Annotated in this window: 18 protein-coding genes; 7 read left to right on the plus strand and 11 right to left on the minus strand. The window is 66.5% G+C overall.

From position 1 onward, the window contains the following. The 6 genes from ABNS06_RS02620 to ABNS06_RS02645 form a co-directional block, all read right to left on the minus strand. Complete coding sequence (locus tag ABNS06_RS02620; RefSeq protein WP_348672409.1) at window positions 1–816, minus strand: hypothetical protein; 816 nt, start codon at window positions 814–816, stop codon at window positions 1–3. Then, entirely contained in the window at window positions 813–2906 is a 2094-nt protein-coding gene (locus ABNS06_RS02625; protein WP_348672410.1) for a cyclic nucleotide-binding domain-containing protein, read from the minus strand. Before ABNS06_RS02625 ends, ABNS06_RS02620 begins: the two co-directional genes overlap by 4 nt. Window positions 2907–3013: 107 nt before the next feature. Then, a complete protein-coding gene (locus ABNS06_RS02630) occupies window positions 3014–4030 on the minus strand; it encodes a multiheme c-type cytochrome (RefSeq protein ID WP_348672411.1) in 1017 nt (338 codons plus the stop codon). A gap of 46 nt (window positions 4031–4076) precedes the next feature. Next, window positions 4077–5354: a 2Fe-2S iron-sulfur cluster-binding protein gene (locus ABNS06_RS02635; RefSeq protein WP_348672412.1), complete on the minus strand. Its 1278-nt coding sequence runs from the start codon at window positions 5352–5354 to the stop codon at window positions 4077–4079. Next, window positions 5354–6790, minus strand: coding sequence for a hypothetical protein (locus ABNS06_RS02640; RefSeq protein ID WP_348672413.1), 1437 nt, complete (start codon window positions 6788–6790; stop codon window positions 5354–5356). The genes ABNS06_RS02635 and ABNS06_RS02640 overlap by 1 nt, the downstream gene beginning before the upstream one ends. 27 nt (window positions 6791–6817) lie before the next feature. Continuing rightward, window positions 6818–8791 (minus strand): multiheme c-type cytochrome, encoded by a 1974-nt coding sequence (locus ABNS06_RS02645; RefSeq protein ID WP_348672414.1) that lies wholly within the window; start codon window positions 8789–8791, stop codon window positions 6818–6820. 499 nt (window positions 8792–9290) lie between these two features. Between ABNS06_RS02645 and gmk the strand changes: the two genes are divergently transcribed. The 7 genes from gmk to ABNS06_RS02680 all read left to right on the plus strand — a co-directional run bounded on the left by gmk (window position 9291) and on the right by ABNS06_RS02680 (window position 16403). Beyond that, window positions 9291–9923: a guanylate kinase gene (gmk, locus tag ABNS06_RS02650; RefSeq protein ID WP_348672415.1), complete on the plus strand. Its 633-nt coding sequence runs from the start codon at window positions 9291–9293 to the stop codon at window positions 9921–9923. A gap of 47 nt (window positions 9924–9970) precedes the next feature. Then, window positions 9971–10234 (plus strand): DNA-directed RNA polymerase subunit omega, encoded by a 264-nt coding sequence (gene rpoZ / locus ABNS06_RS02655; RefSeq protein ID WP_348672416.1) that lies wholly within the window; start codon window positions 9971–9973, stop codon window positions 10232–10234. A gap of 104 nt (window positions 10235–10338) precedes the next feature. Further along, entirely contained in the window at window positions 10339–12492 is a 2154-nt protein-coding gene (locus ABNS06_RS02660; protein WP_348672417.1) for a bifunctional (p)ppGpp synthetase/guanosine-3',5'-bis(diphosphate) 3'-pyrophosphohydrolase, read from the plus strand. A 39-nt stretch (window positions 12493–12531) separates the two neighbouring features. Next, the gene (locus ABNS06_RS02665) at window positions 12532–12915 is read left to right on the plus strand and encodes a RidA family protein (RefSeq protein WP_348672418.1); all 384 of its coding nucleotides are present in this window, start codon (window positions 12532–12534) and stop codon (window positions 12913–12915) included. Between the two features lie 15 nt (window positions 12916–12930). Continuing rightward, on the plus strand, window positions 12931–15042 hold the full coding sequence (gene recG / locus ABNS06_RS02670; protein ID WP_348672419.1) for an ATP-dependent DNA helicase RecG: 2112 nt from the start codon (window positions 12931–12933) through the stop codon (window positions 15040–15042). Between the two features lie 89 nt (window positions 15043–15131). After that, the gene (gene yghU / locus ABNS06_RS02675) at window positions 15132–16022 is read left to right on the plus strand and encodes a glutathione-dependent disulfide-bond oxidoreductase (protein ID WP_348672420.1); all 891 of its coding nucleotides are present in this window, start codon (window positions 15132–15134) and stop codon (window positions 16020–16022) included. 84 nt (window positions 16023–16106) lie between these two features. Next, complete coding sequence (locus ABNS06_RS02680; RefSeq protein WP_348672421.1) at window positions 16107–16403, plus strand: hypothetical protein; 297 nt, start codon at window positions 16107–16109, stop codon at window positions 16401–16403. Here the strand turns inward: ABNS06_RS02680 and ABNS06_RS02685 are convergent. The 5 genes from ABNS06_RS02685 to ABNS06_RS02705 form a co-directional block, all read right to left on the minus strand. Beyond that, window positions 16400–17008 carry a uracil-DNA glycosylase family protein gene (locus ABNS06_RS02685; protein ID WP_348672422.1) on the minus strand — a complete coding sequence of 203 codons (609 nt, stop codon included), beginning with the start codon at window positions 17006–17008 and terminating at the stop codon, window positions 16400–16402. The two genes, ABNS06_RS02680 and ABNS06_RS02685, sit on opposite strands and share 4 nt — an antisense overlap. Continuing rightward, window positions 16984–17934, minus strand: a complete 951-nt coding sequence (locus tag ABNS06_RS02690) for a hydrogen peroxide-inducible genes activator (RefSeq protein WP_348672423.1) — start codon at window positions 17932–17934, stop codon at window positions 16984–16986. Before ABNS06_RS02690 ends, ABNS06_RS02685 begins: the two co-directional genes overlap by 25 nt. A gap of 58 nt (window positions 17935–17992) precedes the next feature. Next, entirely contained in the window at window positions 17993–18910 is a 918-nt protein-coding gene (gene hemF / locus ABNS06_RS02695; RefSeq protein ID WP_348672424.1) for an oxygen-dependent coproporphyrinogen oxidase, read from the minus strand. Further along, window positions 18903–19460 (minus strand): Sua5/YciO/YrdC/YwlC family protein, encoded by a 558-nt coding sequence (locus tag ABNS06_RS02700; RefSeq protein WP_348672425.1) that lies wholly within the window; start codon window positions 19458–19460, stop codon window positions 18903–18905. The genes hemF and ABNS06_RS02700 overlap by 8 nt, the downstream gene beginning before the upstream one ends. Then, window positions 19457–20088, minus strand: a 632-nt coding sequence (locus ABNS06_RS02705; protein ID WP_348672426.1) for a topoisomerase C-terminal repeat-containing protein, incomplete at its 5' end; no start/stop codon positions are given. The genes ABNS06_RS02700 and ABNS06_RS02705, both read right to left, overlap by 4 nt.

The following is a 20088-nucleotide window of genomic DNA, read 5'->3' on the forward strand; positions in this document are numbered from 1 at the left end:
TCAGGTGCCCCCGAATGCGTGAGCGGCCACGAGATGCAGCAAGGCCAGAAGCAGCATCGCCGCGGTCAGCGGGACATGGACGAACAGCCATGCCTTGAGCAGGCCCTGCACGGTGTAGTGCATGTCCAGGTCCGACTTCTGGCGACAGAGGTCCGCGAGCTCGCGAGCGAAGGGCTTCTCGTCCTCGGACAGGTAACGCTCCAGCGCGATCAGGCGATCACGTTGCCGGGTGACGTAGTGCGTCGGCCCCAGGTGACGCCAGCGCCAGTGCGGTGCCATGAACAGCTCGGCGAGATGGGTTCGATAGTGGTCCCCCAGCAGCACCGAGTCGGTTTGCGTGGCGGCGGCGATCACCAGTTGTTCGGCGCGCCGGCGCAGCCGTTCCGAGAACATGGGGATGCGCTCGTAGAGCAGTTCCTCGTCCGTCGCCGCCAGTCGCGGTGGCAGGGTGCGCGACCAGTAGAGTCCGGCCAGACCGCTGCCCGCGGTGCCGACGAAGCTGAGCCACAGCAGCCATTCCAGCGGCGCGTCGGGCAGGGAGAAACCGGTATGGGCGACGAAGACGACGATCGCGAACGCGCCGGTGTAGGCGTGGAGCTGCAGCCAGACCGCCGCGCGACCAATCGGCAGCATCGACACGCGCTTGCGTTGCGAGTAGAGGCTCAGGAACACGACGGTGCCTATCAGCAACCAGCCGGTCCAGAACGGCGCTCGCGTCAGTCCCGCCGATACGGCGGCGAACAGCGCGGCGGCGATCAGCACGACGATCGCCCACGCGGTCAGATTGACCCGGCGCCGCTTCGCGAAGCGCATCATCGGTGCAGCCAGTCCAGCAGATTCGGCAGATCGCGCATGTCCACGCGCTCCAGCGCGTCGTGGGGGCAGGCCCGCTGACAGGCGGGACCGCCGGGCTGGTCGATGCAGAGATCGCACTTGGTCGCCTTCATCACCGGCGAGCCAGTGGCGTTGTTCTGCACGAACTCGCCGCTGTTGTTGCGGATTTCGACCATGCGGATGTTGTCGTAGGGACAACTGTTCGCACAGGTCGCGCAGCCGATGCAGGTGTCGTCGTTGATGACGACCTGTCCCTGTTCGGAGGAGCGATGAATCGCCCCGGTGGGGCAGCCGATCATGCACACCGGGTCCGCGCAGTGCATGCAGGCATTGGCGATCATCAGCGAGTCGTGACGATGCCCGTGCCGGTTGAAGCGCGGATTGTTCTGGTGGCCGACCGCGCAGGCGTCGGTGCAGGCGTCGCAGCGGACGCAGCGGTCCAGGTTGATCAGCATGGCCGCGCGGCCGTTGATCAGATGACGGTCCACCAGGGTCTCGACCAGGGCGTCATCGTCGCCGCTGGGGCGCACGTCCAGCGCGTTGGTGGGCGTCGCGTTCCCGCCGGGCCGATACGTCGCCAGCGAGTCCTTGAGCGTTTCCGCCTGCATCTGCCGCGCGCGCTCGAGCTGCGCCTCGGTCAGGTTCGGCAGGACATGGGTCTCGATCACGCGGGTCGGCACGCGCAGGATGTCGGCGTACCCCACCGCGCGCAGCGAGCAGCGGTAGGTGGACTGGCCTTCGCCGTTCCAGCCGGCCAGCAGCTCGTCGAGGCCGAAGGCCGCACCGCGCCCGAGGTAGTTGATCGTCTGCTGGCCCTTGTGCAGGGGGCGCGTGACGCGGGCGAAACCGGAGCGGATCAGCAACAGGCCGTCAGGATAGTCGCCGGCGCGCACGATTTCGGGTTCGATCTTCAGCCGCTGGGCCTCGGGCTGGTCGGCCAGGCGTTGATAACTGGTGTGCCAGTCGAATTCGCCAAAGCTCTCGAACAGGGTCTGCCGGGCGATTTCGTCGATGACGTCGTCTGGCAGATGGCTGAACAGCGGAGTGGCTCGCAGATGGGTGATCAGGCTGTTGGCCCGGTACAGATCTTCCACATGCTTGCGGAACGCGGCGTCGCGCTTGCGCAGATCGCGCAGGCCCTGCCAGCGGATTTCCAGCAGGATGGAATCCTCTTCGGCGAAGACGGTCGCAGTGCGCTGGGTGCGACCAAGCGCCGCGATCTCGCCGAACACGTCACCGGTCTTGAGTACCGCGGACTGCGTGTGATCCAGCACCGCCGGGATGTCCTGGACGAATGTGTGGCCAGCACCGGCCTGGGCCGCATCCTCGATGACCGTGTTGCCCCACTCGGCGTCCACCGCCGAGGGGTTGAGGATTCGTGTACTGAGCATCGATGTCTGATCGAGATCACCCTCGCCCACGAAGCGGAGGTGGCTGCGGCCGATCCGGATCTCGTCGCCACCGCCGAGAATATGGTGTTCGATGCGTTCGCCGCTGACGAAGGTGCCGTTGGAACTGCCGAGGTCGATGATCTCCCAGCCCAGCTCGGTGGCCTGGAGCCGGGCATGCGATGACGACGCCGCGGAGTCGTCGAGGATCAGGTCGTTGTCGGCGCCCCGGCCGATGCGAATGCCCTCGTGGCCGGCGCTCGTCAGAATCTGCTCCTGGAGCATCTGCCCCTGCGCGTCCCGCACGATCAGCCGGGCGGGCGACGGGGGCGTCTTCTCCGGCTCGGAGACGTAACGCGAGACATCCCGCACCTCGGGGTGGCCTGGATTCTTCCAGAGCTGGGCCAGCGCCTGCAGCCAGTTCTTCTGGCGCGGGCTTGCGCGGCCCAGGGACTCTTCCGGCAGGCCGGGGGGCAGAATCACCCGCACCCGTCCCTGAACGATCAGAAAGGCGGAGTTACCGTAGTCACCGGCGCGAACGACGATCTCGCCGCGGGTCAGACGTCGCAGGCGGGTGTCGTTGCGGACGATCCCCTCCAGCGTGATCGGCGGCCGGAACCGTGACGGATCCATGCTGGCGAAGGGCTCCATCGACAGCACGCGCTGCACGTCCCGCTCGCCCATGCCCTCGCCAAAGGGCTGCGACCAGCGCTGCGGCGGTGGGATGGACGAGACTGGCGCCGGCCCGCTCCCGGCGCGCAAATCCCTTGTCAGTATGGATTCGGCCACGACTACGGCGTGTGGACCGAGCCCTTGTACGCGTCCGGCTTCGGCAGCAGGCCGTCCAGCGCGGCCAGCTCACTGCCGTCGTATTTGCTTGCGATGGCCTTGGCCTGGGTGGCGACCTGATCGGCGGCCGCGGTCAGTGCCGCTTCGTTGTTCAGTGACACTTTCGCCGAGCCGGCGATCTTGAGCAGCGCCCCGACCTCGGGAATGCTGACCCCGGCATCCGAAATCGCCTTGATGCGCAGTGCCGAACGCTTGGCGCGCTTGGCCATTTCCACCGCGTACTGCGCCTTCTGCGTCGCCTTGGCGACACCGCGCAGCGCGTATTCGAGATCCAGGGCCTGACCGACCAGGAACATCAGACGCTGGCGATTCTGCGACGCCTCGGCATTGGCCGCGCCGTCGTTGTACCAGACGTTGTGGCGCACTTCGCCCTGGCTCCAGGCGACCAGTTCGAAGTTGCTGCCGGCCGGGTGTCCGCCGGTGTTGACCAGGTTTTCCTTGGGCACGGTGTGGCACTGGTAGCAGTTCTCGGCCAGCTTGTAGAGATCGCCGGGACGGATCATGCCGGCGGCCTCGGACTTGGCCCAGCGCTCCTTGCGATGCGCCTCCGATTCGGTTTCCGCGGTGGCGTCCTTGCCGCCGAAGTCGCTGTGGATCTCGATCCAGTCCTTGCCGGCGCCGTGGCAGGATTCACAGGTGATGCCCGCGATGGTGTCGACCTCGCCGTCCTCCATCTTCGACGTGAAATGGCAGGACACGCATTCGCCCTCGGCCTTGATGCGCTTGATGTCGAGCTTGTCGGCGATGTCGCGTGCCTCGTCGGTGCGCGGCATCTGCTTGAAGGTGGAGAAGTGGTGGGTGTCGCGCCAGGCCGCGATCGATGCCTCGTGGCAGTCGCCGCAGGCAGTCGGGCCCATGACCTTCTCGGGGTCCAGGCGCAGTTCCTGGGCCTGGGCGGTCGACAGGCCGGCCCATCCGCAGATGGCCAGGATGGTGATGGCGAGGGTTGAACGAATCATCGGTCGGGTCTCCGGGGCGGGCGATGGCATTGGGGCGTGGCGGACGTCAGGCGTCCAGCACCACGTTGGAGGTGGGGCGGGCGATGCAGACGAGGCAGGAACCGGCATCCGGCGCGGCGGCGGGCGGCGTGGCGTAGTCGACCGCCCCCGAGCGCACCGCGGTCACGCAGGTGCCGCAGTTGCCGGCTCGACAGCCGGAATCGATGACCACGTCGTGGGCTTCCGCCAGTTCGAGCAGGCTGTCGGCGCCGGACCAGTTCACGGTCTTGCCGCTGTGCGCGAACTCCACCGAGAACGTGGGTGCGTCGGCCGCGACCGCCGGGGCGGGTTCGGTCTTCTTGATCGACGCGGGTCCGAACGCTTCCATGCGGATGTCGGCTTCGGGCACACCCCATTCGGCCAGATCGGCGGTGACACCGGCCATCATCGGCGGCGGGCCGCAGATGTAGAACACGTAGTTGTTGGACGGCAGCAGCTTCTTGAACAGCTCGACGCCGACATAACCCTGATGATGGAAGTGCTCGCCCAGCTTCTCGTCGTCGGTCGGGTTGCTGTAGCAAAGGCGGATGCGCACGTTCTCGTGCGCCGCTTCCAGGGCGCGCAGATCATCCTTGTAGATCTGCTCGGCGCCGAAGCGCGCGCCGCTGAAGAACCAGATCTCCTGGTCGTAGCCCGCGGCGCAGGCGGCCTTGAGCATGCTGAACACCGGCGTGATGCCGACGCCGCCGCCGATCAGCACGATTGGGCGGCGCTCCTCCAGGTCGAGGAAGAAATCCCCCGCGGGGGCCTTGACGTCCAGAATCTCGCCTTCGGGCACCTGCGTGTGCAAAAAGGTCGAGGACTGGCCGGGCGGGGCCTCCGGACTCTTCGGCGGCGGATCCAGGCGCTTGACCGAAATCCGGTAGTAGTCCGTCTCGCTCGGGCTGTCGGACAGCGAATAGCAGCGGACCAGCGGCTTGGCGCGATCCGGCAGTTTCAGCTGGAACGTCAGGAACTGGCCGGGCTTGAACGCCGGCAGCGGCTTGCCGTCATGCGGCACCAGGTAGAACGAGGTGACCGTGTCGCTCTCCGGCACCTTGCGTTCGACACGGAATTTCCGTGAGCCGGACCAGCCGCCCTCGGCATCGCGGACCGCGCGCAGATGTCTGGCCGCGGCACCGGCGAGATCCTTTTCGAGTATGCGCAGCCGCTGATCGTGAACCGTGCGCGCCTGCACGGCGTCCCGGCGTGCCTGCAGCAGTGAAAACGCCAGATGCAGCATGGCGCCGATGACGAGCAGCGCGCCGAGCAGCTGCACGGTAACCGGAGCAATCAGCCAGTCCATCAGAGCTTCACCACCAGCTCGGCGCGGATGCCTTGCTGGTCCTGTCCCGTATCCGCGGCCGAGGCGAAGCCGCCGAACTGGAGGATCACGCGCCGGCCGACCGCCTGCTGCAGCCGGAACGACAGCGCCGTGGCATCGGTGTCGGAGACTTCATGGTTGCCCCGGCGACCGGTTTCGACGATGAGCTGCGTGCGATTGGCGTTCCAGAACATCTGGTAGCCCATCGCCACGCCCCAGGCGTTGTCGGTGCGGTTGCCCAGCGGAGCCGGGAACGAACCGATTCCGCGGGCCGCGAAGGTGATGCCGGTCCGCCCCAGCGGGCCCCCGGCAAGCGGGTCACGCGCCGCGGACGAGAAGTTGTCCTCACCCCAGAACGCGTTGGCGTAGAACAGGTTGTGCGTCCTGTGAGGGGTGAGCGACCACTCCATGAAGTACAGCTGGCCGTTGTCCGAGGAGGGTAGGTCCAGGCCGTCCTTGCCGAAGTCATCCGAATGCAGGATGCGGATCGTCGAGTTGATCAGGCCGAAACGCTGGACCGCGCTGAAGCCTCCGACGAACAGATCGCCGCGTCCTTCGGTGCCGTCGACGACTGCCAGGTCCAGGTCGAAGGTGCTGGAGAACTGGTTGCCGAACACCGTGTCCCACTGCGTGAACAGCCCGTAGAGTCGCGCGCCGTCATCCGGAGCGTTGTCGTCGCGGTCGATCTCGTCCCAGGCGTAGAGGAAGGTCACGCGCAGGTTGTTGAGCCAGCCAAGGCTCGGAAAGCGCAGGTTGTTGCGCGTCAGGCCGATGGCGTCGAGCCGGTCGTCGATCAGGAAGCCGTCCTGAAAGGTGATCTGCTGGCGGCCGATGGAGAAGCCGATGTCCAGGTCCAGCCGGTCGGTCGGGTCCAGGGCAGGGAACAGCTCGCCGAAGTCACCTTCGAAAAACAGCGTGGTGATGTCCGCGTTGGTGTGATCCTCGTACGGATCCTGCCGATCCGGGTCGTATTGCCAGCCGGTGAAGTTCGCGCCGTCGTTCAGCGGCCGGATGCCGATGAGCACCCGCTCGCTGCCGGAGAGCTGCAGGTTGCCGAACAGATCCAGGCGATTGACCAGCTCGCTGCGTCCGGTGCCGGCTTCATTGTCGAAGCTCTGCAACGCGGACCGGAACGTGCCGTAAACCCAGAATTGGGGTTGCCACACGGCGCCTCCGGGCAGCTGGAAACCATGCGGAATGTTGCCCGGCCCGAGGAATTTGCCGCCCAGCTCCACGATCGGGGGCGTGAGCTTGGGCAACTCCTCGTCGTCGAGATACTCGCCCGGTTCGTCGGAGAAACGGCTGCTGCCGCCGGCGGCCAGCGCCGACCCGGTGGTCAGCAACAACCCCAGCATCAGCGCCCTGGCCATGATTTTTGGTGCAGCCTTGTCCGCCACAGTGTCGACTCCCCTGATCATCCGGTCTCGAGTTCCCTGTTCCGCGCCCTAGTCGGAGTCCGCCTGCGCAACGGTTGCGCCTCCAACCTCCAGCCTGCGCTCCCAGATCACCATGTGCCCGGCCACCACACCGTCGGCCACATCCCGCGGGCTCATGCCGTAGTCGAAGCCCACATCCTTGATCTCGGCGACCAGGTTGACGGGAATCATGGCGGCCTTGAGTTCCGCGGAGACGGTGTAGGGTCCGTTGCCGTTCAGGGGGCTGTGGTACTTCGCCGTCCGCTTCGCGCCGGGCGATAGCACTTGCCGGTGCTTGCGGGCGCCCGCCGGCTGCCCGGTGAGAATGGTGGACGACGTGCTGGGACGGATGAACGGCAGCGGGTCGATCGAGTAGTTCACCGTCAGCACCTGCTCGCGTTCGCCGCCGCGGACGTTCCGGGTCACGAACTTCGACTGCATGTTGAACAGCTGCGTGTCCAGCGGCAGTTCGCCGTTGTGCACGTAGAGGGAATGCGAGTCGCGCACGTCGCCGTTGGGGTCGAGATCACCCGACTCCATCAACACCTTGCCGTCGGCATCCTTGACGACCACATGCAGCCAGATCACGCGTTCGGCATCGAAACCGGTCGGCACGCTGTGGCCGTTCATGATGTTCTTCACATCCAGCTCGAACTTGAGCTTGCGGTCGGACTGGCTCGTGATCGCGACCTCGCTGAGGCCGAACCCGTTGCGCATCACCTCGAGGCGCTTGGTTCGTGCCCATTCCAGGCGTTCGAACTGCTCGTCGAGAATTGCCCGGGCGTCATAACGGTCATCGATCGCACGCCAGCGTTCGGGGAACTCGAAGTCATCCGGCACGGTGTCCTCGAACGCGTCCGTGCCCCAGCCCGCCTCGTGATCGAACTTCAGCCAGTCGCGCGGCGTTGCCAGCTTCGTCGCCTCGATGTTGTGCGGGAAGATGCCGGGATGAACGATGGAATAGTCGGGGCCGGCGAAGAAGTGGTTCGTCAGCTTCCGATCCGGGGTCGGCTTGCTGCCAATCATCGCCGCCGGGCCATAGGCATAGTCGCTGACCTTGCCCTGCACCGTGCCCATGTGGCAGTCCTGACAGCTCGTCCCCTCGGCCGCCGCGGGCGACTGCTTGTAGTCGGAGAAGGCCTCTTCCAGACGGAAGCCATTGAACAGGTTCACGTCGTGGCAGACACCGCAGAAGCCGGATTCGCCAATGTATTCAAAGGTGCGCACACCACCATGGATCTTGCGGCCCGACTTTTCAGGGTCCGGGGTGAGGGTGCCGCCGGAGTTGTCGATCGTCGCCTGGAGGACCCGCCCGTCGGTGGGGCCGTAGACCGGAGCGGTCAGATCGCCGGTTTCCAGCGCGACACGACCGCTGACCTTGCCGTAGGGCTGGCTCAGGCGGTGGCAGACCACGCAGGTGATGCCCTCGCTGGACGCCGGGTGGCGGTCGAGGTTGGAGATGAACGGGGATTCCCCCTTGTTCATGCCGATCTGCGTATGGCAGCGAATGCAGAAATCGCCGTTGGTGCTGCTGGTCTGCGCATTGATCGTGCGCTGCATCGACATGTAGACCGGCGAGATCTGCGCGTAGGCATGCTGTGACACGGCCCATTGCTCGAACTGCACGGGATGGCAGCTTCCGCAGGTGTTCGCCGACGGATACTCCTCTTCCTCGAAGAGCAGTCGATGAATCTGATCGGGGGTGAGCTGGTCGCTTTCCGGTTCGGTTTCGGCGACCTCGGTGGGTTCCGTCTCGGTGGCGGCCGGGGCTTCTCCACTCAGCAGATCGGAATCGCCGTCCAGCAGACCTCCCGAATCGCCCAGCAGATCGTCGTCGCCTTCCAGCAGGCTGTCGCCGCCCAGCAGGCCGTCGTCGCTCTGCTGTTCGGATGAGTCGTCGAGCAGGTCGCCTTCCAGCAATCCCCCGTCGAGCAAATCATCCTGTGCCGAGACCACGCTGCACGCCAGCATCACAGCGGCGGCGATCAGTCCTCTCCGGATCATCCCACACTCCCTATGCGCAAGTTTTCTTACGGGCCGAGCGCCCCAGGCGCGGGCCACAGTATTGCGCGACGCCGGAGAACTTATCTTGAAACGGTTCACATTTCACCGGGCAATGTGGGAGCCGATTGATTGGGGGAGAAATGCAAAGATGTGATGGCCGGTGGTCTCGGCGCGCCGTTATCCTGCAACTCGTTGTTGTAAATGGGTAAATTGATATTTTATGCACTGAATGGGACATTGGTCCCATGTTTGGGGTGCCATCATTCGGCGCGATGCCGGATCGATCATCCGCCCTGCAATGCTGTAAAAATCCGGCTTTTCATTTAAAGCAAATGAGAATGATTGTCTTTTGCAAATTAGTTTGAAGCGGGGTCAACTTGGCGGCGCGGATCAATCAGTGTTTCCTTAAAATGGCGACGCAGGCTGCCCACGGGTGGCCGGAATCGACAGGACGCATCGTCCGGTGGCTCAACGCATCCGGCGAACAATGGGAGTGTTGGTGAAGGGATCTCTGATAGTCGTATCCGCTCCGTCGGGAGCCGGGAAGACGAGTCTGACGCACGCGGCCATCGACCAGCTGGCGTCGGACGGGCATGACGTGTCGTTCTCCGTGTCCTACACCACGCGCGCATCGCGGCCCGGGGAGCTGGACGGGCGTGACTATCATTTCGTCAGCGAGGAAACCTTTGTCGACATGGCGGACCGCGGCGCCTTTCTCGAGCACGCCCGCGTGTTCGACCGTCGCTACGGCACCGGACGCGAACGCACGTTGGCGGTGTTGGAGCAGGGGCTGGACGTCGTGCTCGACATCGACTGGCAGGGCGCGCGTCAGGTCAGGACGGCCTATCCGGACGCCGTGCTGGTCTACGTGCTGCCGCCGTCCACCGAGGCGCTACGGGCGCGGCTGTCCGGGCGGGGTCAGGACAGCGACGACGTGATCGAGCGGCGAATGCGCGACGCGGCCGCGGAGATGTCGCACTGGCGGGAATACGACTACGTGATCGTCAACGATGATTTTGACGCCGCGGCCCGTTCGCTGGTGGCGGTGTTCCGTGCCGCGCGGCTGCGGCGCGTGCTGGTCGAGGCCGGGCCGGTCGGCGAGCTGGCGCGCTCGCTGGTCAAACCGGGCTGATCTGCGTAGAATCCCGCCTCTTTTCCAGCGTCACCCGCAGAAGAACCATGGCACGAGTAACCGTTGAAGACTGCCTTGAGCAGATTCCGAACCAGTTCCAGTTGACCCTGGTGGCCGCCAAGCGCGCCCGTCAGCTGGCGCGTGGCGCCGAGCCCAGCATTCCGTGGGGGACCGACAAGTCGACCGTGGTCGCATTGCGCGAGATCGGCGAGGGCCATGTCGGCGAGGACGTGCTGCGCGAAGAGGATCTCCCGCTGATCCCGCGCGTGAAGATGGAACTGGCCAATCTGGATCCGGGACCGGAGTCCTGATCTGACGGCCTGATCACCGCATTCAACGAAACGCCCGCCTCGCGCGGGCGTTTTTGTGTCCGCCGGCCAGCGCCAACCGCTCGTCGGTCTTATATAGTGCTTGCATGCTCACCCGCCTCAACAATGCCATCCGCAATCAGCGGATCTCCCGCGAGTTCGGGATCGACGCGTTGTGCGAGGTGCTGGAGACCTACCTGCCGCAGGAGCAGGTGGATGAAGTGCGTCACGCCTACGAGTTCGGCGCGGAGCGCCACGAAGGTCAGTTCCGCAAGTCCGGCGAGGCCTACATCTACCATCCGCTCGCCGTCGCCAAGATTCTGGCGGAGATGCACCTGGATCACACGACGCTGATGGCGGCGATTCTCCACGACGTGGTGGAGGACACCGACGTCACGCTGGCCGAGGTGTCCGATCACTTCGGTCGCGATGTCGCCGCGCTGGTCGACGGCGTGTCCAAGCTGGATCGGGCGCAGTTCCAGACCAAGGCCGAGGTGCAGGCCGAAAGCTTCCGCAAGCTGCTGCTGGCGATGACGCAGGACATCCGCGTGATCCTGGTCAAGCTGGCCGACCGCCTGCACAACATGCGCACACTGGGGTCGATGCCGCATCCCAAGCGGCGCAAGATCGCCCGCGAAACGCTGGATATCTACGCGCCGATCGCCCAGCGTCTGGGCATTCACACCATGCGCGTGGAGTTGGAGGACCTCGGCTTCGCCAACCTCTACCCCAAGCGCTACGACGTGCTGGCCCGCGCGGTGGCCGAGGTGTCCGGCAATCGCCGCAACCTGATCCGGGAAGTGGAACAGACGCTGTCCAAGGCGCTGCGCGACGAGGGCATTGGCGCCTCCGTGGTCGGCCGGCAGAAGAATCTGTACAGCATCTACCTGAAGATGCGCCGCAAGCATCTGCGCTTTCTCGACGTGATGGACCTCTACGGCTTCCGCCTCATCGTCAAGCGCATCGATGACTGCTACCGGGCGCTGGGTGTCGTCCACCACGTGTACAAGCCGATCGGCGAGCTGTTCAACGACTTCATCGCCACGCCCAAGGTCAATGGCTACCAGTCGTTGCACACGACGCTGGTCGGGCCGGGCGGCATCAAGATCGAGGTGCAGATCCGCACGCGGGACATGCATCACATCTCCGAGTCGGGCATTGCCGCGCACTGGCAGTACAAGCTGGGCGGCGGCGGCGCCAAGGCGCCGCAGGTGCGGGCGCGCGAGTGGCTCACCGGTCTGCTGGAGATGGATCACGCGCCGGGCAACTCGCTGGAGTTCCTGGAGAACGTCAAGATCGACCTGTTCCCCGACGAGGTCTACGTGTTCACGCCCAAGGGCCAGATCCGTCGCCTGCCGCGGGGTGCGACGCCGGTGGATTTCGCCTATTCCGTGCACACGGAACTCGGCAATCATTGCGTGGCGACCCGGGTGAACCACCATCTGGCTCCACTCTCGGTGCAGCTGCGCAACGGCGACACGGTGGAGATCATCGGCGCCAAGCATGCCCGGCCCAACGCGGCCTGGCTGAACTTCGTCAAGACCGCCAAGGCGAGAACGTCGATCCGCAGCTATCTGAAGAACCTGCGCGACGACGAGGCGATTCGTCTGGGCCGCCGGTTGCTGGAGCGGTCGCTGGACGAGCTGGGCCTGGCCGGCCGGGTGCTCAAGGGCGAGGGAGCCGATCTCGTGCTCCAGAAGCTGGAGCTGGACGACATGGAGGATTTGTACGCCAGCATCGGCCTTGGCCGGCGCCTGGCGCCGCTGGTCGCCCGCCTGTTCCTGGAGCCGGCGGGTCAGAGCAGCGCCATCGAGATGGTCGCGCCGCTGGCGATCCAGGGCACCGAGGGATTGATCGTCGAGTACGGGCGCTGCTGTCATCCGATTCCCGGCGACCCGATCCGCGGCCACGTGTCCATGGGGCGCGGCATCGTCATCCATCGCGTGGACTGCAAGTCCGGCATCCAGAATCGCAAGGGCGGACCCCACGACTGGGTTTCGCTGTCCTGGTCACCGGATGTACAGGGCGACTTCAACGTGGAGCTGCGCATCCAGGGCCCGAACCAGCGCGGCTTTCTCGCGACCGTGGCCACCGAGATCGCCGATGCCGGCTCCAGCATCGAGAACGTCAACATGGCCGATCGCTCCAGCGGGATGGCCGACATGCGGATCAACATCACCGTGCGCGACCGCATTCACCTCGCCCAGGTGATGCGGGGGCTGCGGCGGCTGGATATCGTCGAGCGCGTGCAGCGCAGCTGACGCGGCGCGCGTCACCTCACACCACTCAAGGAAGCAGTCATGCGACGCATCATCAGCACGGATCAGGCGCCGGCGGCCATCGGCACCTACTCCCAGGCGGTCCAGGTCGGCGCCACGGTCTACATCTCCGGTCAGATCCCGCTGGATCCGGCCACTGGCGCGATGATCAGCGAAGATTTCGAGGCCCAGGCGCGGCAGGTTTTCAGCAATCTTCAGGCGGTCGCCAGCGCGGCGGGTGGCAGCCTGCAGTCGGCGGTCAAGCTGACGATCTTCCTGACCGATCTGAGCCAGTTCGCCACCGTGAACACGGTGATGGCCGAGTTCTTCGACGAACCCTATCCGGCGCGGGCCGCCGTCGAGGTGTCCGCGCTGCCCAAGGGGGCACAGGTCGAGGCCGACGCGATCCTCGCGCTTGAGGACTGAGCGCCGCGGCCAGGCATGACCTCGCGGGGGCGCATCGGAGCCGCGCGTACCACGCCGCTGACACCGGACTCGCCGCTGACGGCGTTTCCGGGCGTTGGCGAAGCGATGGCGACGCGCTTGCAGCAGCTCGGGCTGCAGGTCGCGTCCGATCTGCTGTTCCACCTGCCGAATCGCTACGAGGACCGGACCCGGCTATGGACCATTGGCGATCTCGCGCCCGGCATTCGGGCGCAACTGGTCGCCCGCGTCGAGCGCGCGGATCTCAAGTTCGGTCGCCGCCGTTCGCTGCTGGTGTCGCTGACGGATGGCAGCGGACGGCTGGGCATGCGCCTGTTTCATTTCTCGAAGGCGCAGCAGCGGCAGTTCGTGCCCGGTCAGTGGGTGCGCATCTACGGCGATGCCAGAGCCGGCCCGGTGGGTCTGGAGATGGCCCACCCCGAGTACAAGCTGGTGTCCGGCCCGGACGACGCGACGGCCACCGAGGACACGCTGACACCGCTTTATCCGCTGACGCAGGGCATCACCCAGGGCCGGCTGCGCGGGATGATCGGGCGCGCGCTGGATCAGGTGCTGGAGCAGATCGACGATCCGCTGGCGGATGCCGGCCTCGACGTCGGCGCCTATCCGGATCTGCATGCGGCGATCACGACGCTGCACCGCCCGCCGGTGGGCAGCGACGTGACCCTGCTGGCCTCGGGCTACCACCCGGCCCAGCGCCGGCTGGCGCTGGAAGAACTGCTGGCGCATCGGCTCAGCCTCAGTGATCTGAAACGTCGGGCCCGTGAGCAGTTGCGCGCGACGCCGCTGAGCCTCGACGCGATGACGATGAAGCCCCTGCTTGCCCAGCTCGGCTTTTCGCTGACCGGCGCGCAGCGGCGTGTGGTTGGAGAGATCGCGCGGGACCTGGACCAGAACACGCCGATGATGCGGCTGGTTCAGGGCGATGTGGGCGCCGGCAAGACCGTGATTGCCGCCGCGGCGTTGCTGGCCGCCGTGCGCGCCGGCCGTCAGGCTGCGCTGATGGCGCCCACCGAGCTGCTGGCGGAGCAGCATGCCGGCACGCTCGCCGGCTGGCTGGAACCACTGGGCATCGAGGTGTTGCTGTTGTCCGGTGCGCGCAAGGCCCAGGAACGTCGCGCGATCGAGGCGCGGCTGGAGTCCGGCGATCCGCTGCTGGCGGTCGGCACGCATGCGCTGTTCCAGCGCTCGGTGCAGTTGCCGAAGCTCGCGCTGGTCGTGGTCGACGAGCAGCACCGGTTCGGCGTGCATCAGCGCCTGGCCCTGCTGGACAAGGGCGCCGATCTCTATCCGCATCAGCTGGTGATGACGGCGACGCCCATCCCGCGAACGCTGGCGATGCGGGCCTATGCCGACCTGGATACCTCGGTGCTGGACGAACTCCCGCCGGGTCGCACCCCGGTGACGACCATCGCCGTCGATCAGCAGCGTCGCGACGAGGTGATCGAGCGCGTCGGCGCCGCCTGCAAAAGGGGGCGGCAGGCCTACTGGGTCTGCACGCTGGTCGAGACCTCCGACCAGCTCGATGCCGAGGCGGCGGAGGCGGCGGCCGAGCGCCTGCGGAGCGACTGTCCCGAGCTGCGCGTCGGCCTCGTTCATGGCCGCATGAAACCGGTCGACAAGCAGGCGGTGATGGCGGACTTCAAGGCCGGGAAGATCGATCTGCTGGTCGCCACCACCGTGATCGAGGTCGGCGTGGACGTGCCCAACGCCTCGCTGATGGTGATCGAGAATGCCGAGCGCCTGGGCCTGGCGCAGCTGCATCAGCTGCGCGGCCGGGTCGGGCGCGGCAGCGAGTTGAGCCATTGTGTGCTGATGTACCAGGGGCCGCTGTCCGAGCTGGCAAAGGCGCGTCTGGCGGTCATGCGCGAGACCACCGACGGCTTCCGCATCGCCGAGCGTGATCTGGAGCTGCGCGGGCCCGGCGAAGTGATGGGCACACGCCAGACCGGCGAGATCGGACTGCGCATCGCCGACATGGTGCGCGACGCGGACCTGCTGGGTGCGGCCGAGGCACTGGCCGCCGGTCTGGGCGACCGGACCGATACGGTCCGTGAGGTGTTGTCACGGCGATGGGTGGCCGGCGCCGAGCGCTACGCCCGCGCCTGAAGAGATCCGTCGTCGATACGGGATGGGATGCAGTCCGTTCCGGTCTGGTTCATGGTCGTGCTGACCTACGCAGTTCAAGGAGTGATGGCATGTCGCAGCAAGAGGAGTACGTCCCACCGAAGGTCTGGACCTGGGACGCCGAAAACGGCGGGCGGTTCGCCAAGATCAACCGACCGATCGCCGGTCCGACGCATGAGAAGACCCTGCCGGTCGGCAAGCATCCGCTGCAGCTTTACTCCGTGGCCACGCCGAACGGGGTGAAGGTCACCGTCATGCTGGAGGAACTGCTGGAGCTGGGTCATGCCGACGCCGAATACGATGCCTGGCTGATCAACATCACCGAGGGTGATCAGTTCTCCAGCGGCTACGTGGAGATCAACCCGAACTCGAAGATTCCGGTGATGGTGGATCGTAGCGGCGCAACCCCGCTGCGCATCTTCGAGTCCGGGTCGATCCTGCTCCATCTCGCCAACCGCTTCGATGCGTTTTTGCCGCGGGACCCGCGCGCCCGCACCGAGGCGATGAACTGGCTGTTCTGGCAGATGGGCAGCGCGCCGTTTCTTGGCGGCGGCTTCGGGCATTTCTACGCCTACGCGCCGTTCAAGATCGAGTACGCGATCAACCGCTTCGCGATGGAGGTGAAGCGACAGCTCGACGTGCTCGACCGCCATCTCGCCGAACATGCCTATCTTGCCGGTGACGAGTACAGCATCGCCGACATGGCCACCTGGCCCTGGTATGGCGCGCTGGCCAAGGGGCTGCTCTACGAGGCCGGCGAGTTTCTTCAGGTGCAGACCTACGGTCACGTGCAGCGCTGGGCGGATGCGATCGCCGAGCGACCCGCGGCCCGGCGGGGGCGCATGGTCAACCGTGTCTGGGGCGAGCCCTCGGAGCAGCTGTTCGAACGTCATGATGCCTCGGACTTCGAGTTGCGGACCCTGGACAAGCTCGATCCGAACGCCAAGGCCACGACACTCTGAATGCAGCCTGCGACGCTTCCGGGCGCTGCCGCGTCTTGCTGGGGACAGGCACATGAGCCGACCAAGCCTCAGGGAGACGAGACCATGAGCAATCGCAGAGACCGCATGCCCCGCCGTTCACTGGCCGCCGCGCTGGCGCTGGGCCTGGTTGCAGGACCGGCCGCCGCCGAGGGTCCATTCTTCGCCGGGCTGGCCGGGTCGGATGCCGCCCGCCACTGGCTGGTATTGAACTTTGATGAACAGCCGGTGGGGCACCAGATCGCCCGGCAGGGCAATGCGGCGTTGCAGCGTATCCGCGACGAGATCCGAATCGCCGCCCCCATGCTCCCGCAGCCTCAGACCAGTCTGGCGGTTGGCGGAGAATTTCCCCTGGACGGTTAGGGAAGCACTGATCTATTCGCGCCGCCAAGCAGCGCCTGGATCCGTCCGCGGAGCGCCGGGAGCACTTCGGCCTCGAACCAGGGACGCCGACGTATCCAGATGCGATTGCGCGGGCTTGGGTGCGGGAGCGGAAACACGCCCTGATCGAGGTGTTCGGGCCAGCGCCGAACCGTGTCACTCAGCGTGGCGGACGGGGCGTGAACATACCGATCCTGCGCGTAGCGACCGAGGGTGACGATCAGGCTGACCTTCGGCATCGCCTGCAAGAAGCGCGGATGCCAGGTTGGCGCGCATTCCGGACGGGGCGCGGCATCGCCTGACGGGCCCTTTCCGGGGTAGCAGAATCCGGTCGGCAGGATGGCCAGCCCCGGGTCGTTGTAGAACCGGTCTCGGCTCATGCCCAGCCAGTCGCGCAGCGTGTCGCCGGAGGGGTCGTCCCAGGGCACGCCGGACGCGTGTACGCGCGCGCCCGGCGCCTGACCGACCAGCACGACACGTGCGTCCGGTCTCGCCAGGAACACCGGACGCGCGCCCAGGGGCAGCTGTGCCTCGCACAACCGACAGCCCCGGGCTTCGGTGATCAGGCGGCCGAGTTGACCTCCCACGGCGCGGGTTCCTCCACCCAGGTCACGCCGGCCATGCCGCTGGCGAGAATCGCCTCGTGCAACGCGACAATGGCCTGACGGCGCGGAAAGTTCTTGCGCCACGCGATGGCGATGCGTCGCTGTGGTGCTGGTGAATCGAATGGCCGCGTGATCAGCATGGTCGTCTCGTCGGGCCGGTTGACGATGGAGCTTTGCGGCAGCACCGTGATGCCGAGGCCGCTGGCGACCATGTGGCGGATGGTTTCCAGGCTGGAGCCGGTCAGCGGGCTGGGCTGGCCCTGCACCTGATCGACGCAGTTGGGGCAGGCATCCACGACCTGATCTCGGAAACAGTGGCCGGGGCCGAGCAGCAGCAGATGCTCGCCGGCGAGTTCCTCCGACGGAATCGTCTCGTGCTTTGCCCAGGGATGATCCGATGGCAACACGACGGAGAAGGTTTCGTCGTAGACCGACCAGGTCTGCAGGCCGGCCTGATCGATGGGCAGCGCGATCAGGATCGCGTCCAGCTCGTTGGCCTTGAGCTGCTCGATGAGGTTGACCGTGAAGTTTTCCTCGATGATCAGCGGCATGGTGGGCGCCGCCTTGCGCAGGGCCGGTACCAGATACGGGAGCAGATACGGGCCAACCGTGTAGATCGCGCCCAGGCGCAGAGGCCCGGCAAGCTCGTTCTGGCCCGCCCGTGCCAGCTGCTCGATCTGGGCGGCCTCGGATAGCACCACCCGGGCCTGGGCGATGATGCGCTCCCCGATCGGGGTCGGCCTCGCCTCGCCACGATGGCGCTCGAACAGCGTCACGCCCAGTTCGTCCTCCAGCTTGCGCAACGCCACCGACAGCGTGGGCTGGCTCACGAAGGAACGGTCCGCGGCGCGGCCAAAGTGGCGTTCGCTGTCCAGCGCGACCAGATACTTGAGTTCGGTGAGAGTCATGGACGGGAGTCTGTGTGCACCGCTGCCGCAGTGCAACACGACCAACGTCGAATGGTGGCTAAATCCAGGACCTGGGGACGAGAAAGTGCTCCGTCAGGGCCGCCTCGGGTGAGCCGGGCTCTGGCGTGTAACGGTAGCGCCAGCCCGTCACCGGTGGCATCGACATCAGAATCGACTCGGTGCGGCCGCCCGATTGCAGTCCGAACAGGGTGCCGCGGTCGTGCACCAGGTTGAACTCGACGTAGCGGCCACGCCGGTAGAGCTGGAAATCCCGCTCGCGCTGGCCGTAGGCGGTGCCGTGGCGGCGCTCCAGAATCGGCATCAGCGCATCGATGTAGCCGCGCCCAACGGCTTGCTGGAACGCGAAGCAGTTCTCGAAGCCCCAGTCGTTGAGATCGTCGAAGAACAGGCCGCCGATGCCACGCGGTTCGGCGCGATGCGGCAGGTAGAAATAGTCGTCGCAGGCTGCCTTGTACTGCGCGTAGACGGTATCGCCGAAGGGTTCGCAAAGCGCCTTGGCGGTCGCGTGCCAGTGCTGGCAATCCTCGTCGAAACCGTAGATCGGGGTCAGGTCGAAGCCGCCGCCGAACCACCAGATCGGGTCGGCGTCCGGCGATTCGGCGATCAGGAAGCGCACGTTCATGTGCGAGGTGGGCGCGTAAGGGTTGCGGGGGTGCACGACCACCGACACGCCCATGGCGCGGAAGCCGCGGCCGGCCAGATCAGGATTGCGCGCGCTGGCGGCCGGGGGCAGACGCTTGCCGCGAATCACCGACAGCGCGACGCCGGCACGCTCCAGCGCGTCGCCGCCCTCCAGTACCCGGGTGTTGCCGCCGCCGCCTTCCTCGCGTTCCCAGAGATCGTTGCCGAACCGGGCCGTGGGTTCCAGCGTCTCCAGCGCCGAGCAGATGTCGGCCTGCAGCTGGCGGAGAAAGGCTTCCACCGCGGTCGAATTCACCGGCGGATTTTCAGGCATGGGTCGGTCCTCGCCGCGTCAGCTCGCCGGAGCCGGCGACCCGGATCGGCGTGGCGCCGCGCAGCGATCCGGTACGCCCGCCCAATGCGATGTCCACGCCAGCGCGAATTTGCCGGTCGACCTGCGTGGCTCGTCTGGGCGCCGCCCGGCCACCGGGATTGGCGCTGGTCGACACCAGCGCCGCGCCGAAGGTGGCGCTAAGCGATGCCGCGATCGGGTGCGTGGTGATCCGCACGGCCAGGCTTGGTCGCCCGCCCGTGAGCCACCAGGGGCAGCCGGCGCTGGCCGGCACGATCCAGGTGGTCGGGCTGTTGTCGGGCGGCGGGATATCGGCCAGATCACGCACGTAGGGCGCGAGGCGTTCGACGCGGTCGGCGATCAGGATCAGGCCCTTGCGGGCAGGGCGGGCCTTGAGCGCCAGCAATGCGAACACGGCGTCCGGGCTGATCGGGTCGCAACCCAGGCCCCAGACGCCTTCGGTGGGGTACAGCACCAGCCCGCCGCCACGGAGCACGCGGGCCGCGTCGCGCAGCCGGAACCCCGTGGTCACCCGGTCTTCTTGGGCTTCGCCGCGCCGCGGCGACCGCCACGCTTCTTGCGTTCAGGTGCCGCCGCGATGAGTTCCTGGCACTGTTCCAGGGTCAGGGACTTGGGGTCCGTGTCCTTGGGAATCTTCGCGTTCTTCTTGCCGTCGGTGATGTACGGCCCGTAGCGACCGTTGAGCACCTTGATGCCCTCGTCTTCCCAGACGTGAATCTCGCGTTCGGCGTCCAGCTTCTTCTTCGCCGCGACCAGTTCCAGGCAGCGCTCGCGGGTCACCGTGTAGGGATCATCCTCCTTGCCCAGCGACGCGAACTTCTTGCCGTAGCGGACGTAGGGGCCGAAGCGACCGACGTTGACCTGCATTTCCTCGCCCGCCGGTGTCTCGCCCATGTCGCGCGGCAACTGGAACAGCGCCAGCGCCTCGTCCAGCGTGATCTTGTCCAGCCGCTGGCCGGGGCGCAGGCTGGCGAACTTGGGCTTGTCCTCGTCGTCCTTGGAGCCGATCTGCGCGAACGGTCCATAGCGGCCGATGCGCACGATGACGGGCTTGCCCGACTTGGGGTCGGTGCCCAGCTCGCGGGCCTGGGCGACCTCGGCGTCGGTCTGGCCGACATGGGCGCCCGCGGCGCCGGCGG

The organism is uncultured Abyssibacter sp. (assembly GCF_964000955.1).
Lineage (GTDB): Bacteria > Pseudomonadota > Gammaproteobacteria > Nevskiales > OUC007 > Abyssibacter.